Origin of the sequence: Klebsiella sp. 2019SCSN059 (assembly GCF_021739525.1) — a bacterium.
GTDB lineage: Bacteria > Pseudomonadota > Gammaproteobacteria > Enterobacterales > Enterobacteriaceae > Klebsiella > Klebsiella quasipneumoniae.
This window is the reverse complement of sequence record NZ_JAKKOM010000024.1, coordinates 70224-86558: the sequence shown is the minus strand read 5'-3', so window position 1 is coordinate 86558 and position 16335 is coordinate 70224. Positions and strand designations below refer to the sequence as shown.

At 57.1% G+C, this 16335-nt stretch carries 16 protein-coding genes; 3 read left to right on the top strand and 13 right to left on the bottom strand.

The window, feature by feature from the left end; genetic code table 11:
• Window positions 1–106: 106 nt before the first annotated feature.
• The 4 genes from hemG to pepQ are packed head-to-tail and all read right to left on the bottom strand — an operon-like array spanning window position 107 to window position 4097.
• Window positions 107–649: a menaquinone-dependent protoporphyrinogen IX dehydrogenase gene (hemG, locus tag L2I46_RS21015; protein WP_023291587.1), complete on the bottom strand. Its 543-nt coding sequence runs from the start codon at window positions 647–649 to the stop codon at window positions 107–109.
• An 11-nt stretch (window positions 650–660) separates the two neighbouring features.
• Entirely contained in the window at window positions 661–2112 is a 1452-nt protein-coding gene (gene trkH / locus L2I46_RS21010) for a Trk system potassium transporter TrkH (RefSeq protein ID WP_004886724.1), read from the bottom strand.
• A 39-nt stretch (window positions 2113–2151) separates the two neighbouring features.
• A complete protein-coding gene (locus tag L2I46_RS21005; RefSeq protein ID WP_004886726.1) occupies window positions 2152–2766 on the bottom strand; it encodes an IMPACT family protein in 615 nt (204 codons plus the stop codon).
• Window positions 2766–4097, bottom strand: a complete 1332-nt coding sequence (gene pepQ, locus L2I46_RS21000; protein ID WP_032454527.1) for a Xaa-Pro dipeptidase — start codon at window positions 4095–4097, stop codon at window positions 2766–2768. Before pepQ ends, L2I46_RS21005 begins: the two co-directional genes overlap by 1 nt.
• A gap of 191 nt (window positions 4098–4288) precedes the next feature.
• Between pepQ and fadB the strand changes: the two genes are divergently transcribed.
• Both fadB and fadA read left to right on the top strand, forming a co-directional pair.
• A complete protein-coding gene (fadB, locus tag L2I46_RS20995; RefSeq protein ID WP_117133162.1) occupies window positions 4289–6478 on the top strand; it encodes a fatty acid oxidation complex subunit alpha FadB in 2190 nt (729 codons plus the stop codon).
• Window positions 6479–6487: 9 nt separating this feature from the next.
• Window positions 6488–7651: an acetyl-CoA C-acyltransferase FadA gene (gene fadA, locus L2I46_RS20990; RefSeq protein ID WP_032454526.1), complete on the top strand. Its 1164-nt coding sequence runs from the start codon at window positions 6488–6490 to the stop codon at window positions 7649–7651.
• Between the two features lie 193 nt (window positions 7652–7844).
• On the opposite strand, the gene fre is transcribed toward fadA, so the two are convergent.
• Window positions 7845–8546: an NAD(P)H-flavin reductase gene (gene fre / locus L2I46_RS20985; RefSeq protein WP_004886735.1), complete on the bottom strand. Its 702-nt coding sequence runs from the start codon at window positions 8544–8546 to the stop codon at window positions 7845–7847.
• A 49-nt stretch (window positions 8547–8595) separates the two neighbouring features.
• Entirely contained in the window at window positions 8596–10071 is a 1476-nt protein-coding gene (ubiD, locus tag L2I46_RS20980; protein ID WP_023291584.1) for a 4-hydroxy-3-polyprenylbenzoate decarboxylase, read from the bottom strand.
• Between the two features lie 178 nt (window positions 10072–10249).
• Between ubiD and rfaH the strand changes: the two genes are divergently transcribed.
• Window positions 10250–10738, top strand: a complete 489-nt coding sequence (rfaH, locus tag L2I46_RS20975) for a transcription/translation regulatory transformer protein RfaH (protein ID WP_004886742.1) — start codon at window positions 10250–10252, stop codon at window positions 10736–10738.
• Here rfaH and tatD read toward each other — a convergent pair.
• The 7 genes from tatD to ubiE form a co-directional block, all read right to left on the bottom strand.
• Window positions 10735–11526, bottom strand: a complete 792-nt coding sequence (tatD, locus tag L2I46_RS20970; protein ID WP_032454525.1) for a 3'-5' ssDNA/RNA exonuclease TatD — start codon at window positions 11524–11526, stop codon at window positions 10735–10737. The two genes, rfaH and tatD, sit on opposite strands and share 4 nt — an antisense overlap.
• Window positions 11527–11569: 43 nt before the next feature.
• Window positions 11570–12349 (bottom strand): Sec-independent protein translocase subunit TatC, encoded by a 780-nt coding sequence (gene tatC, locus L2I46_RS20965; protein ID WP_004886745.1) that lies wholly within the window; start codon window positions 12347–12349, stop codon window positions 11570–11572.
• Window positions 12350–12351: 2 nt separating this feature from the next.
• The gene (tatB, locus tag L2I46_RS20960; RefSeq protein WP_048296407.1) at window positions 12352–12876 is read right to left on the bottom strand and encodes a Sec-independent protein translocase protein TatB; all 525 of its coding nucleotides are present in this window, start codon (window positions 12874–12876) and stop codon (window positions 12352–12354) included.
• Window positions 12877–12879: 3 nt separating this feature from the next.
• A complete protein-coding gene (gene tatA, locus L2I46_RS20955) occupies window positions 12880–13131 on the bottom strand; it encodes a Sec-independent protein translocase subunit TatA (RefSeq protein ID WP_002883425.1) in 252 nt (83 codons plus the stop codon).
• 129 nt (window positions 13132–13260) lie between these two features.
• Window positions 13261–14901 (bottom strand): ubiquinone biosynthesis regulatory protein kinase UbiB, encoded by a 1641-nt coding sequence (gene ubiB, locus L2I46_RS20950; protein WP_032454523.1) that lies wholly within the window; start codon window positions 14899–14901, stop codon window positions 13261–13263.
• Entirely contained in the window at window positions 14898–15503 is a 606-nt protein-coding gene (ubiJ, locus tag L2I46_RS20945) for a ubiquinone biosynthesis protein UbiJ (RefSeq protein ID WP_032454522.1), read from the bottom strand. The genes ubiB and ubiJ overlap by 4 nt, the downstream gene beginning before the upstream one ends.
• A 13-nt stretch (window positions 15504–15516) precedes the next feature.
• Complete coding sequence (gene ubiE, locus L2I46_RS20940) at window positions 15517–16272, bottom strand: bifunctional demethylmenaquinone methyltransferase/2-methoxy-6-polyprenyl-1,4-benzoquinol methylase UbiE (RefSeq protein WP_023291579.1); 756 nt, start codon at window positions 16270–16272, stop codon at window positions 15517–15519.
• Between the last annotated feature and the right edge of the window lie 63 nt (window positions 16273–16335).

The following is a 16335-nucleotide window of genomic DNA, read 5'->3' as shown; positions in this document are numbered from 1 at the left end:
CCGTTGTTCCGTGTCAGTGGAGGCGCATTATAGGGAGTAATTCTGAGGTGACAAGGGGAAATGCAAAAAAACTTTTCGTTCGCTCGCTTTTCCATCAAGACGCTGTTTAAACGCCCTGTTTGCGGATCATTTGCGCGATTTCTCGGGCAAATCGGGAGACCTGTTGCCAGTCGGTATAGACCACTTCTTTACGGGTATCCGTTTCGCCCCCGGTCATTTTCATAATCAGGCGGATCATAAACCGATCGTACCAGCGGTAACGCGGGTAACGTAGCGCCCCGGCAAACACCGCGCAGCTCTGCGGCTGCCACGGCGAGTTGAGCAGAAACTTGCGCGTATAGCTGTTGGTCTGCGGCGTGCGCTTCTCGGGTTTGCGCGCAACCAGGTTCACCGAAAAGAATGCCCCCGGCAGCGCCTGCAATGCTGCAAGGTGCTTTTTCACAAAGCGGTCCACCGCCGGATGAAAGTGTCCGTAGCGAATCGACGCGCCAATCACCACGCGATCATAATGATGCCATTCCACGTCATCGGTACGGTTCAGATTCAGGGTGTCCGCATCGATACCCAGCTCTTTAAGCTCAGAGGCGAGAAACGAAGCGATTTCACGTGTCTGCCCGTCGCGGGTGGAAAAGAGAATTAAAGTTTTCACGAGCACTCCTGTTATTCGCGCCAGAAAGTGGGAGTAAAGAGCACCAGTAAGGTGAACACTTCCAGACGACCAAACAGCATATTAGCAATCAGGATCCATTTCGCGACCGGGTTCATGGTGGCAAAGTTGTCCGCGACGACGCCGAGCCCAGGCCCGAGGTTGTTCAATGTCGCCACCACGGAGGCGAAAGCGGAGAAGTCATCCACCCCGGTGGCGATAATAGCCAGCATACTAATGATAAAAACCAGCGCATAGGCGGAGAAGAATCCCCATACCGCTTCCAGAATACGTTCCGGCAGCGCGCGGTTACCTAATTTAATGCTATACACCGCATTCGGGTGAACCAGACGCTTAAGCTCACGGTTGCCCTGCTTGAACAGCAACAGGATACGGATAACCTTTAAGCCACCGCCCGTGGAGCCTGCGCAGCCGCCGATAAATGCAGAGCACAGCAGAAGCACCGGCAGGAACAGCGGCCAGCGCGCAATGCTATCGGTGGTGAATCCCGCGGTGGTCGCCATCGACACCACCTGGAAAAACGCCTGATTCAGCGTCGTCAGCACCGAGCCGTACACGTTATGAAGCCATAGCACCAGCGTACAGACGATGACCAGCGTCAACTGGACGCCAATGAACATTCGAAACTCAGGGTCGCGCCAGTACACCTTCAGGCTGCGTCCGCTCAACAACGAAAAATGCAGACCGTAGTTGCAGCCGGAGATCAGCAGGAAGATGGCAATGATGGAGTTGATCATCGGGCTGTTGAAATAGCCGACGCTGGCATCGTGAGTCGAGAAACCGCCGATGGCGATGGTGGCGAAGCTGTGCCCTATCGCATCGAAGGCCGGCATACCGGCAAACCAGAGCGCCAATGCGCAGGCGACCGTCAGTAACACATAGATGAGCCACAATGTCTTTGCCGTCTCGGCGATGCGCGGGCGCATCTTGTTATCCTTCAGCGGGCCGGGCATTTCCGCACGGTAGAGCTGCATCCCCCCGACGCCGAGGATAGGCAGAATCGCCACCGCCAGCACAATGATCCCCATACCGCCGAACCACTGCAGCATCTGCCGGTAAAAGAGGATAGCGTGCGGGAGCGAGTCCAGCCCCACCAGGGTGGTCGCCCCGGTCGTCGTCAGGCCGGAAAATGACTCGAAGAAGGCATCCGTCACCGTCAGGTTCGGCTGTTCGGCGAAAATGAAGGGCAAGGCCCCTACGCTACCCAGCACGGTCCAGAACAGCACCACGATCAGAAATCCTTCACGGGATTTCAGTTCACCCTTTTGCTTACGGTTCGGCCACCACAGCATGGAGCCGATCGCCAGAGCGACAAAAAAAGTTTGAGTGAAGGCCCGTCCCGCGCCATCGCGATATATCAGGGCCACTAATCCCGGGACGATCATCGTCCCCGAAAACAAGATGACCAGCAGTCCAACGATTCGGGTTATGGCGCGAAAATGCATCTCTGGCGCTTCCTTTGATAGGCAAAAAAACAGAGGGGATTATTCGTTAATCTTCAGCAATTGCAATGAACCGCGACTAAAATCAGCCAGTTTTGCTGAAAAAGCCGCCACTTCAGCCTGGGGAAGCGCCACGCGCAGCCGAACCGACGCCAGATATTCGCTTTCAACGACGTTGCCGGAAAATTGGGCGAGCAGCGCTTCGACGCCAGCCAGTTGCCCATATTCACATTGCAAAGTATATGCCGTTAACGGCGTCTTGCGCAGTGTCGTCAACTGCGCCAGCGCCTGATGAACACCGCCGCCATAGGCTTTCACCAGGCCGCCGGTGCCCAGCAGGATACCACCGTAGTAACGCACGACGACAGCGGTTATCTCGCCGACGCCGCTTCCCATCAGCTGCGCCAGCATCGGTTTACCCGCCGTTCCCGCCGGTTCGCCATCATCAGAAAACCCAAGCTGTTGCGAATCATCAGGCGGTCCGGCGACCCACGCCACGCAGTGGTGACGGGCATCGGGGTGATCCGCTCTGACGGACTCGACAAAGGCTTTCGCCGCCGCCACGCCATCGGTATGCGCCAACAGCGTGATAAAACGGCTCTTTTTGATCTCCTCAACGACGGAAACGGGCGCCGCCGGGATTAACCAGCTCTCCATTAGGCCAGCTTCAGATCGCGCGTCATGTTTTCGATACTGTTTTCGTGAACCACCACGTTATCTTCGATACGGATCCCGCCGAATGGCTTCATGGCGTCAATTTTTTGCCAGTTGAAGTGTTTGCTGAACGGGCCTTCACGCCACGGCGCCAGTAACGACTCGATAAAGTAGATGCCGGGTTCAATGGTCAACACCATACGCGGCTCGATAATACGGGTGCAGCGCAGATACGGGTATTTCGCTGGCGCCGCCAGATGCGTACCGGAGTCGTCTTGCATAAAGCCAGCAACATCATGCACCTGCAGACCCAGCGGATGACCAATCCCGTGCGGCATAAATGGCCCGGTCAGATCGTTTTCCACCATCGCCTCTTCGCTCATGTCAGTGACTAACTGGTGTTTACGCAGCAGCTTCGCAATACGCTGGTGGAACTGGATATGGTAATCGACATAGCGAGTCCCGGCTTTCATGGTGCTAATCAGCGCCAGCTGCTCGTCGTTAACGTCTTTAATCAGATGGGCGAAATCGTTATCGCCGTGTGCCGCCCAGGTCCGCGTCAGATCCGCAGCATAGCCGTTATATTCCGCACCGGCGTCGAGCAGGAAGCTGCGCATTTCCGCCGGAGCGCGGTGGTCCAGTTTGGTGTAGTGCAGGACAGAAGCATGCTCGTTCAGCGCCACGATGTTGCTGTAAGGCACGTCGGTATCGCGGTGACCGGTTGCGGTAAGATAGGCCTGATTGATATCGAATTCGCTCATCCCGGACTGAAAAGCTTCATAGGCCGCACGATGACCATTCACCGCCGACTTCTGCGCTTCACGCATACAGGCCAGCTCGTAATCGGTTTTGTAAGCCCGGTAGTAATGCAGATAATCGATAACCCCTTTCGGGTTGATCTTATCCGCGGCGATTCCCAGACCCAGCGCGCGCTCCGGCACCGGCCCGATATAACCAATATTTCCGCGAGCGGCAGGCAGTTGGCTGCCGATGCCATCGGCCTTCGGCAGCGCGACTACATCGACCTCTTCGGTCCAGAACGAGGTTGGCAGCGGCTCAACGTTATGCCAGTAATCAACCGGCAGATAGAACCACAGCTTCGGTTTATTCACACCGTCCACCAGCAACCAGCAGTTAGGCACCTGAGTCACCGGCACCCAGGCTTTGAACTGCGGATTGACCTTGAACGGGTACGGATGGTCATCAAGGAAGACGTTAACCAGCTCGCCGGAGTGAATCAGCAGAGCATCCATCTGAAAACGGGACAGGACGTCGCGGGTACGTTCTTGTAGGGTAACAATATGATTTTTATAGAGCGCGGCCAGGGATTCCATCTTTTGTCCTTTGCTTTTATGGGATCGTGATACTCCGCATCTTAGCACATCGACCTGCGTGCGGGTGATTTCCACCGGATGTGATCCGACCAGCAATTATTTAAAGAGTAATTTGCAATTCTTTAACATAAATTCCACACTCCGTTTCATCTGGTATGACCAGATCATATTGCTGGATTCAGGAGACTGACATGCTCTACAAAGGCGACACCCTGTACCTCGACTGGCTGGAAGATGGCATCGCCGAACTGGTGTTCGATGCCCCAGGTTCGGTCAACAAGCTTGATACCGCAACCGTAGCCAGCCTCGGTCATGCGCTGGACGTACTGGAAAAACAAAACGATCTCAAAGGCCTGATGCTGCGCTCTGAAAAAGCGGCGTTTATCGTCGGCGCGGATATTACGGAATTCCTCTCACTGTTCCTGGTCCCTGAGGAGCAGTTAAGCCAATGGCTGCATTTTGCTAACAGCGTCTTCAACCGTCTGGAAGATCTTCCGGTCCCCACTGTCTCCGCCGTCAACGGTTACGCGCTGGGCGGCGGTTGTGAATGCGTCCTGGCGACCGATTACCGCCTGGCGACGCCGGATCTGCGCATTGGTCTGCCGGAAACCAAACTCGGCATTATGCCAGGCTTCGGCGGCTCAGTCCGTTTGCCGCGCCTGCTCGGCGCCGACAGCGCGCTGGAGATCATTGCTGCCGGGAAAGATGTCGGTGCCGATCAAGCGCTGAAAATCGGCCTGGTGGATGGCGTAGTTGCTGCCGACAAACTGCGCGACGGCGCGCTGGCGATCCTGCGCCAGGCGATTCAGGGCGACCTGGACTGGAAAGCGAAACGGCAACCGAAGCTGGAGCCGCTGAAGCTCAGCAAAATTGAAGCGACGATGAGTTTCACCATCGCCAAAGGCATGGTCGCGCAAACCGCCGGGAAGCATTATCCGGCGCCGATCACCGCGGTGAAAACCATTGAAGCCGCCGCGCGTCTTGGTCGTGAAGAGGCCCTGGTGCTGGAAAATAAAAGCTTTGTCCCGCTGGCTCATACCAATGAGGCCCGCGCGCTGGTCGGTATCTTCCTCAACGACCAGTACGTCAAAGCGAAAGCGAAAAAACTGACCAAAGATGTCGAAACGCCGAAGCAGGCCGCCGTCCTGGGCGCGGGCATTATGGGCGGCGGCATCGCTTATCAGTCGGCGTGGAAAGGCGTGCCGGTCATCATGAAGGACATCAACGATAAATCGCTGACGCTCGGCATGACCGAAGCGGCGAAGCTACTGAATAAACAGCTGGAACGCGGCAAAATCGACGGTCTGAAGCTGGCCGGAGTAATAAGCACCATTCAGCCGACGCTGGAGTATAGCGGTTTTGATCGTGTGGACGTGGTCGTTGAAGCGGTGGTGGAAAACCCGAAAGTGAAGAAAGCGGTGCTGGCGGAAACGGAAGATAAAATCCGCCCGGATACCGTGCTGGCGTCCAACACCTCAACGATCCCCATCAGCGAGCTGGCCAGCGTTCTGCAGCGCCCGGAAAACTTCTGCGGCATGCACTTCTTTAATCCGGTGCATCGCATGCCGCTGGTAGAAGTGATCCGCGGCGAAAAAACCTCGGATAATACCATTGCCAAAGTCGTCGCCTGGGCCAGCAAAATGGGCAAGACGCCAATCGTGGTCAATGATTGTCCCGGTTTCTTCGTCAACCGCGTGCTGTTCCCCTACTTCGCCGGCTTCAGCCAGTTGCTGCGCGACGGGGCGGATTTCCGCAAAGTCGACAAAGTGATGGAGAAACAGTTTGGCTGGCCGATGGGCCCGGCCTATCTGCTGGACGTGGTCGGCATCGACACCGCGCACCATGCTCAGGCGGTCATGGCGGCGGGATTCCCGCAGCGGATGCAGAAAGATTATCGCGACGCCATCGACGCCCTGTTTGACGCCAACCGTTTCGGCCAGAAGAACGGCCTCGGCTTCTGGCGCTATAAAGACGACAGCAAAGGTAAGCCGAAGAAAGAAGAAGATGCCGCCGTCGACAGCCTGCTGGCCGACGTCAGCCAGCCGAAGCACGATTTCAGCGATGAAGAGATTATCGCCCGCATGATGATCCCGATGGTTAACGAAGTCGTCCGCTGCCTGGAAGAAGGCATTATCGCCAGCCCGGCGGAAGCGGATATGGCGCTGGTATACGGCCTCGGCTTCCCTCCGTTCCACGGCGGCGCCTTCCGCTGGCTGGATACCATCGGTAGCGCGAAGTATCTCGATATGGCGCAGCAGTACCAGCACCTTGGGCCGCTGTATGAAGTCCCTGCCGGTCTGCGTGACAAAGCGCGCCATAACGAAGCGTATTATCCCCAGGTAGAGCCAGCCCGTCCGGTTGGCGCTCTGAAAACGGCTTAAGGAGTCACAATGGAACAGGTTGTCATTGTCGATGCTATTCGCACCCCGATGGGCCGTTCAAAGGGCGGCGCATTTCGCCACGTGCGCGCGGAAGACCTCTCCGCGCACCTGATGCGTAGCCTGCTGTCGCGCAACCCGTCGCTTGAGGCAAGCGCGATAGACGATATCTACTGGGGCTGCGTACAGCAAACCCTCGAGCAGGGTTTTAACATCGCCCGTAACGCGGCGCTGCTGGCGGAGATCCCGCATTCGGTACCGGCAAACACGGTTAACCGTCTGTGCGGTTCTTCCATGCAGGCGCTGCACGATGCCGCACGCATGATCATGACCGGCGATGCCGGCGTTTGCCTGATTGGCGGCGTGGAGCACATGGGCCATGTGCCGATGAGCCACGGCGTCGATTTCCACCCGGGCCTGAGTCGCAACGTGGCGAAGGCGGCAGGGATGATGGGGCTGACCGCTGAAATGCTGGCGCGTCTGCACGGCATTAGCCGGGAAATGCAGGATCAGTTCGCCGCGCGCTCCCACGCCCGCGCCTGGGCTGCGACCCAGTCCGGCGCATTCAAAGCCGAGATTATCCCCACCGGCGGCCACGATGCCGATGGCGTACTGAAGTCCTTTAACTATGACGAAGTGATCCGCCCGGAAACCACCGTCGAGACGCTGTCTACCCTGAGGCCGGCGTTTGACCCGGTGACCGGTACGGTAACGGCAGGTACCTCTTCCGCCCTTTCCGATGGCGCGGCGGCGATGCTGCTGATGAGCGAAAGTCGCGCCCGCGAACTGGGGCTGAAGCCACGCGCCCGCGTCCGTTCGATGGCGGTGGTCGGCTGCGACCCGTCCATTATGGGCTATGGCCCGGTTCCCGCCTCGAAGCTGGCGCTGAAAAAAGCGGGCTTATCCACCAGCGATATCGACGTCTTTGAAATGAATGAGGCCTTTGCCGCGCAGATCCTGCCGTGCATTAAAGATCTGGGCCTGATGGAGCAGATCGATGAGAAGATCAACCTTAACGGCGGGGCGATCGCGCTCGGTCATCCGCTGGGTTGTTCCGGGGCGCGTATTAGCACCACGTTGATCAATCAGATGGAGCGTAAAGATGCCCAGTTCGGCCTCGCCACCATGTGCATTGGCCTGGGACAAGGGATCGCCACCGTGTTTGAGCGGGTGTAAATTTACAAAAGGGTATCTCACAGCCAATGGCGTCAGAACAAGGCGGCAAGCGAGCGAATCCCGATGAGCTTACTGAAGTAAGTGATTCGGGTGAGCGAGCGCAGCCGACGAAATTATGACGTCATTGGCGAAGAGAGACAGTTTAGTTGCCGTTCTTCCCGCCTGTCAGGGGCGGGTTTTTTATTTGCAGATATCAGATAAAAGCAAACGCGTCGCCAAACAGGCGATCTTCGCGCGCGCCGCGTTCATTGCAGAACAGGTCGCGAGCAATCTTGGCCATCTCAAAACGCCCGGCAATATAGATATCGTGATCGGCCAGGGTACCGTAATCCTGCAGCACCGCGGTCAGCACGGTGCCGGAACGCCCACGCCAGCCCTCTTCCGGCTGCTCAACCACCGGCTCAATGCGCAGATTCGGATGTTTGACGCTCAAGGCTTCCAGCTCAGCCAGATCGTACAGATGTTTGGTCTCGCGGCCGCCCCAGTAAATCGCGATATCGCGCTGAGGATTGCGTGACAGCGCGGTCAGCAGAATAGAACGCACATAAGAGAAGCCGGTGCCGCCGGCAATCAAAATCAGCGGGCGGTCTTCATCTTCACGCAGCCAGGCTTCGCCATGCGGGATATCAACCTCAATTTCGCGCTCTTTCAGGATGCGATCCATGACCGCCATCGCGTACAGATTGAGCTCCGAGGCGCCGATATGCAGTTCGATAAATTCCTGTTCCGCCGGCGTGGAGGCCATGGAGAATGGGCGTTTGTCGCGCTCATCCATTACCACCATCAGATACTGGCCAGCGCGGAAAGAGAATGCCGCTTCCGGTACTAATCGAACACGATACACGGTATCGGTAATCGCCTCCACCGAGGTCACTTTACAGCTTAAGGTTGTCATGCGTCCCCTCTGTCGGGTCTATAGAGCAAAACAGCGGCGTTAGCCCCGCTTACTGTTGTTTAAAGATGGCCAGATCATCCCAGATGGCGTCAATGCGCGCCGTGACGGCAGGATCTTTTTTGATTGGGCGGCCCCATTCACGCTGGGTTTCGCCAGGCCATTTATTGGTGGCATCCAGCCCCATTTTTGAACCCAGGCCGGAAACCGGCGAGGCAAAATCCAGATAATCAATTGGCGTATTCTCTACCAGTACCGTATCACGAGCCGGGTCCATACGGGTAGTGATCGCCCAAATCACATCGTTCCAGTCGCGAGCGTTGACATCGTCATCGCAGACAATCACGAATTTGGTATACATAAACTGGCGCAGGAACGACCAGACGCCCATCATCACGCGCTTGGCATGGCCTGCATACTGTTTTTTCATCGTCACCACCGCCAGGCGGTAGGAGCACCCTTCCGGCGGCAGATAGAAATCGACGATTTCCGGAAACTGTTTTTGCAGGATCGGGACGAAGACTTCATTCAGCGCCACGCCCAGCACCGCAGGCTCATCCGGCGGACGGCCGGTATAGGTCGAATGATAAATCGCGTCTTCACGTTGGGTAATATGGGTGACCGTAAACACCGGGAACTGGTCTACTTCATTGTAGTAGCCGGTATGGTCGCCATACGGACCTTCCGGCGCCATCTCCCCGGCCTCGATATAACCTTCCAGCACAATCTCTGCGCTGGCAGGCACTTCAAGATCGTTCGAGACGCATTTCACCACTTCGGTTTTGGTGCCGCGCAGCAGCCCGGCAAAGGCATATTCCGACAACGTATCCGGCACCGGGGTCACCGCGCCAAGAATGGTCGCTGGGTCGGCGCCGAGCGCCACAGAAACCGGGAAGCGTTCGCCCGGACGCGCCGCGCTCCACTCCTGGAAATCCAGTGCGCCGCCGCGATGAGACAGCCAGCGCATAATCAGTTTGTTTTTGCCAATCAGCTGCTGGCGATAAATCCCCAGGTTCTGCCGCTCTTTGTGCGGCCCGCGGGTCACCGTCAGCCCCCAGGTGATCAGCGGCGCGGCATCGTCCGGCCAGCAGGTCATAATCGGGATTTTCCTCAGGTCGACGTCATCGCCCTGGATGATTTTTTGCTGGCAGGGGGCGCCGCGCAGACGTTTGGTCGGCATATTCAGCACTTGCTTAAACTGCGGCAGCTTATCAAACAGATCGCGGAAACCTTTGGGCGGCTCAGGCTCTTTCAGAAAGGCTAACAGCTTACCCACCTCGCGCAGCGAACTGACGTCCTCCTGACCCATCCCCAGCGCCACGCGCCGCGGCGTGCCGAACAGGTTGCACAGCACCGGCATGGTATAGCCTTTCGGATTCTCAAACAGCAACGCCGGACCGCCAGCGCGCAGGGTGCGGTCGGCAATTTCGGTGATTTCCAGGTGGGGATCGACCGGCAGAGTGATACGTTTTAGTTCGCCCTGTTGTTCCAGGAGTGTCAGAAAGTCGCGAAGATCGTGATATTTCATGAAAGTGTTATTGACCTCTCTACAGGCGGCTAATTATACGGTGTTCAACGGCGAGATGCTGTAATTTTGTTAAATTAGCGTGAAAGAACGCTGAAATTTGGATTTCAATTATAATGGCTTTCGCGATTACACCAGCCATTTGTTATGCTTGCCGTTATTAGAAGTGGAATGAGTCATTATGCAAGCCTGGTACTTACTGTATTGCAAACGTGGGCAGCTACAACGAGCCCAGGAACATCTGGAACGTCAGTCAGTTAACTGCCTGATGCCGACGATTGCGCTGGAAAAAATCATTCGCGGTAAACGCACCATGGTCAGCGAACCGCTGTTTCCGAACTACCTGTTTATTGAGTTCGATCCAGAGGTGATTCATACCACCACCATCAGCGCCACACGCGGGGTTAACAACTTCGTGCGCTTTGGCGCCCTACCCGCTATCGTCCCCTCGGCGGTCATCCATCAGCTCTCTATCTATAAACCGGAAGGCATCACCGACCCGGAAACGCCGCATGAAGGCGATAGCGTACTGATCACCGACGGCGCGTTCGAAGGCTTACAGGCTATCTTTACCGAGCCGGACGGTGAAGCACGCTCTATGTTGCTGTTAAACCTGCTGAATAAGCAAGTCCTGCAGAGCGTAAAAAACACCGATTTCCAGAAAATCTAAGCGCCGATAACGTCGACGCCAAACAGCGCCCTGACGTTTGCGTCCGTTTGCGCCTCAAGCCACTGCGCCTCCTCGCCGCGCCAGGCCGCGACGCTGGCCAGGATATGCGGCAAATACGCGGGCTCGTTACGACGCGAGGCGGGTTTCGGCTTGAGGTCGCGCGGCAGCAGATAGGGCGCATCGGTCTCCAGCAGCAGACGTTCCGCCGGGATCGCCGGCAGTAGCTCTCGCAGCTCGAGCCCGCGCCGCTCATCGCATACCCAACCGGTAATGCCGATAAACAGCCCCAGATCCAGACATTCCTGCACCTCGCTGCGGCTGCCGGTAAAGCAGTGCAGCACCGCGCCCGGGATCTTCCCAAGCCAGGGTTTAAGTAGCGTCAGAAACCGGTCGTGGGCGTCGCGGCAGTGTAAAAACACCGGCATCGACAGCTCGGCGGCCAGCGCCAGTTGGGCGCTGAATGCCGCCTCCTGCTCCTGCGGCGTGGAGAAATTACGATTAAAATCCAGACCACATTCCCCTATCGCCACCACCTGCGGCTCGCGGGCAAGGACATAAATCGCCTCGGCGACCGCTGGCGTCCAGCTGCTGCCGTCATGGGGATGAACCCCCGCCGTGGACCAGCAGCCGGCGTAATGGCTCGCCATTCTCTGCGCCTGCTGGCTCTCCGGCAAATTTGTGCCGGTCAGCAGCATGCCGTGGACACCCGCCGACCGGGCGCGCGCCACCACCTCATCATGGTCGCGGGCAAACTGCGAACTGGTCAGATTAACGCCGATATCAAACATGATCGCTCCATATGACAACCGCCCTGACGGGCGGTTGGCGGTATTACTCTTCTCTGTGCTCAGCGGCTTCAGCTTCGGCCGCGGCATCGTCATCGCGCGTCAGACGCTTCCCGGTGTAGAAGCGGGCAAAGAACACCCCGACTTCAAACAGACAGTACATCGGAATGGCCAGCAGCGTCTGCGAGAACACGTCCGGCGGCGTCAGCAGCATGCCCACCACGAAGGCGCCCACCAGCACATACGGCCGTTTTTTGCGCAGCTCTTCCGGCGTAGTGACGCCCATCCAGCAGAGCAGCACAATGGCGACCGGCACCTCAAAAGAGACCCCGAACGCCATAAACAGCGCCATCACGAAGTCGAGATAGCTGCGGATATCGGTCGAGACCAGCACCCCCTCCGGGGCAGCATGGGTCAGAAAGCCGAACGCCAGCGGAAACACGACAAAATACGCGAAAGCCATGCCGATATAGAACAGCAGCGTGCTGGAGACCAGCAAGGGCACCACCAGCCGGCGCTCGTGCTTATACAGCGCCGGCGCGACGAAGGCCCATACCTGATACAGAATAATCGGCACCGACAGGATCACCGACACCATAAAGGTCAGCTTTATCGGCGTAAAGAAAGGTGAAGCGACATCGGTGGCGATCATCGTCGCGCCTACCGGCATCTTGCTGATAAGCGGGGCCGAGACCAGCTGATAAATATCATTGGCGAAATAGACCAGCGCCAGGAAGATCACCAGGATAGCAATGATGCTGTTGAGCAGACGCTTGCGCAGCTCAATCAGATGCGAAATTAGCGGTTGTGTATCGTCTACGCCCATGTTTACGGTTTATCACTCGATGCGGGGGAAGAATGGGGGGCAGCCGCCGTAGCGGATGTTTTCTCTGCCGGTGAAGCGGGTTGCTCGTCGGCCACAGGCTCTGGCGCATGAGCCGGAGCGCTGGCCTGATGTTCGGCCGTCGCCGGCGTGACGTCCTGCCGCTGCGCTTCGCTGCCTTTCACCACCGGATTATGGATGGTATTCGCTTCGTCGCTGGCCTTTTCCGGATCGTGGGCGCTATAGGAGCGCTTCATCGACTCCGCGGCCTCGCGCAGCTCGTCCATAGAGGCTTTCAGCTCCGGCGTCAGGTTATTCAGGCTGGCCTTTTCCACCTTCTTGAGGCTCTCCTGGAACTCCTGCAGTTTTAGCTCCTGAGCCAGCTCATTCTGCACCGTGGTCGCCAGCGACCGTAGCGTACGGATCCAGCCAACCACCGTTTTAACCGCGACGGGAAGCCGCTGTGGCCCCAGAACAATGAGGCCAATTACAAACACCAGCAGTAGTTCACTAAAACCAATATCGAACACGAGTTACACCTGCTCTTTGTCGTGGCGTTTTGTCTCGTCTTTTTTTGCATCATCCTGTTTGTCGGCGATAGTTTTCGCCGTGAAATCTGCGTCTGGCGCCGACTTTTCGGGTTTGTCATCATCACTCATGGCTTTTTTAAAGCCTTTGATGGATGCCCCTAAGTCTGACCCCAGTGAGCTCAGCTTCTTCGTCCCGAATAGCAGAACTACGATGACGACAACAATTAATAACTGCCAAATACTGATACCACCCATACACGTTCCCCTATGACAGATGATGAATTATGTGGACGCATTATACACGCTATCCTGCCAGCCGCCTCGCCGTCAGGCCACCGGCATGATTTTGCGCAAATAAGCCTGCGTCATGAAGTGGCGAACCGATCAGCGAGTTTTTCGCCAGCCAATCAGCCAGGTCACGACACCGCCGGCCATCAGCCAGCCGGGCATCATTCCCCACTCAGGGCGATGGATAAAGAGCAGCGTACCACTGAGCAATAAAACCGCGCCTATACCAAACAGATAACGGGATTGGCCCTGGCGCACATGACGCACATGCATATCCCGCACGATAGTATCGACGCTGGTCTGCAGCTGTTTGCTCTGCTGCAGGCTCTGATACACCAGCTCAGGTATTTCAGGCATTCTTTCGATCCAGAACGGCGCTTTGTCTTTAAACGCGCGCACCAGCGCCGGAATACCGACCTGATCTTTGATCCACGACTCAAGGAAAGGCTTCGCCGTTTTCCACAAGTCTAACTGAGGATAGAGCTGCCGGCCTACCCCTTCTACGTAAAGTAATGTCTTCTGTAGCAAAACAAGCTGCGGCTGGACTTCCATATTGAAGCGCCGCGCGGTGTTGAACAGATTAAGCAGCACGTGGCCGAAGGAGATCTCCGCCAGCGGCTTCTCAAAGATGGGCTCGCAGACCGTGCGGATCGCGAACTCAAACTCTTCGACATTAGTGTCCGGCGGAACCCAACCGGAGTCGACGTGCAGCTCGGCAACCTTACGATAATCGCGGTTGAAAAAGGCGATAAAGTTTTCCGCCAGATAGCGCTTATCTTCTTTGTTCAGCGAGCCGACAATGCCGCAATCGATACCGATATACTGCGGATCTTCCGGGTGCTCGTAGCTGACGAATATGTTGCCAGGGTGCATATCAGCATGGAAAAAACTGTCGCGGAACACCTGGGTGAAGAAGACCTGCACGCCCCGCTCCGCCAGCAGCTGCAGGTTGGTTCCCTGAGCCTCCAGCGCCTCGACGTCGGACACCGGAATGCCGTAGATGCGCTCCATCACCATCATGCTTTCGCTGCAGTAGTCGGGGTACACTTCCGGCACATACAGCATCGGGCTGTCTTCGAAATTACGCCGCAGCTGAATGGCGTTAGCGGATTCCCGCAGCAGGTTCAGCTCGTCCAGCAGCGTTTTTTCATACTCACGAACCACCTCCTGCGGGCGCAGACGGCGGCCGTCAGGCAGCAGACGCGGCACCCAGCGCGCCAGGCGGTAGATGAGCTTCATGTCCGCTTTAATGATCGGCAAAATATCCGGACGGATAACCTTGATCACCACCTCTTTGCCGTTCTCTTTCAGACGCGCGGTATGCACCTGGGCGATAGACGCCGAGGCTAACGGCTCAACGGAGAAATCATCAAACCAGGCCTCCACCGGCAGGCCACCCATCGCTTTCTCTATCTGCTGCTGCGCGAGCTTCCCGTCAAAGGGCGCCACGCGGTCCTGCAACAGCGCCAGCTGATCGGCAATATGCGGCGGAAAGAGATCCCGCCGTGTGGACAGCATCTGGCCGAATTTAATCCACACCGGCCCCAGCTCCTGAAGCGCCAGCCGCAGACGGGCGCCAAGGGGTTGATCCTGATGGCGGTTTGGCATCCAGAACAGCATCCGCCGCCAGATACGCAGCGGCAGCGTGATCCGCATTTTGGGGATGAGCTCATCGAGCCCGTAGCTCAAAAAGGTGTGGACGATGAAATACAGGCGCCGTAGTTCTCCTGGCGTCATTTGCCCTCCAGCGTTTCCAGCCGTTTTTCCAGTGCGGCCAGCGCGCGTTCAATAGCCGTCGTCTCTTCAGCAAACCAGGCCAGCTCCAGCGGCCCCGGCGCCAGGCGCCACTCTTCAGTGATCGCTTCCGCGACATAGCGCTGCTGGCGCTGCGCCCCTTTCAGTAAAAACTGAGCGCCGCCGCGGAGAACTTTACCGACGCCTTCGGCCACGATGTCGCCGGTGTAAGGCGCCAGCAGTTCAGCGGGATCGAACTCCGCCAGATCGCACAGGGTGACCATGTTCTGCACCACCTGCAGATCGCCCTGCACTTCCAGCTCGCCGCTGCGGATAAGCGCCGTGAGCTGCTGACGGTTGCGCAGTTTTGGCAGTACGCTGAGCCGGGTAATCACGGTGCAGTCGGCCTCTCCCTCCCAGGCGCTCAGGACATCAACCTGGCGTTCGCTGAACACCAGCACCACGGGCGTGGAGAAGTCCTGCAGCTGTACCCGCAATACCTTGCCCAGCAGGCGCTGGCGGGCGGGTTTTAGCGCTTTGTCGCGCCAGAGGAAAGTATTCAGCGCCGTTTCAATGCCAGCGGTCACCAGGGGTGTGAAAGGCATAGCGTCCCTCCTGTCAGAACTTGTAACCGCGATGCAAAGCAACGATACCTGCCGTCAGGTTGTAGTAGTCCACGCTTTCGAAGCCTGCATCCTGCATCATCCCTTTCAGGGATTCCTGGTCCGGATGCATACGGATCGACTCCGCCAGGTAGCGATAGCTGTCGCCGTCTTTTGCCACCAGCTCGCCCACCTTCGGCAGGATATGGAAGGAGTAAGCGTCGTAGGCTTTGCTCAGCGGTTCAATAATGGGTTTAGAAAACTCCAGCACCAGCAGACGTCCGCCCGGCTTCAGCACGCGGTACATCGAACGCAGCGCTTTTTCTTTGTCGGTCACGTTACGCAGACCGAAAGAGATGGTGATGCAGTCAAAGGTATTATCAGCAAACGGCAGGGCTTCCGCGTTGGCCTGAACATACTCAACGTTACCCACGATGCCGATATTGCGCAGCTTTTCGCGGCCCATTTTGAGCATTGAATCATTGATATCAGCAAGCATAACGCGGCCGGTTTCCCCTACCAGACGGGAAAACTTAGCCGTCAAATCACCGGTACCCCCCGCCAGATCTAGCACAGTCTGCCCGCGACGTACACCGCTGCAGTCGATGGTGAAACGCTTCCACAAACGATGGATACCAAACGACATTAAGTCATTCATCACATCATACTTTGCGGCGACAGAATGGAATACATGCGCCACCATGTCTGCTTTCTGCTCTTTAGCGACCGTCTGAAAGCCAAAGTGCGTCGTTTCTTGTGAATCCTCAACCATCTTTATGCCTGCTTGCTTTTCAAGAAAATGTTCACTGAGTGTATCAGACTCAGCGCATTTCCC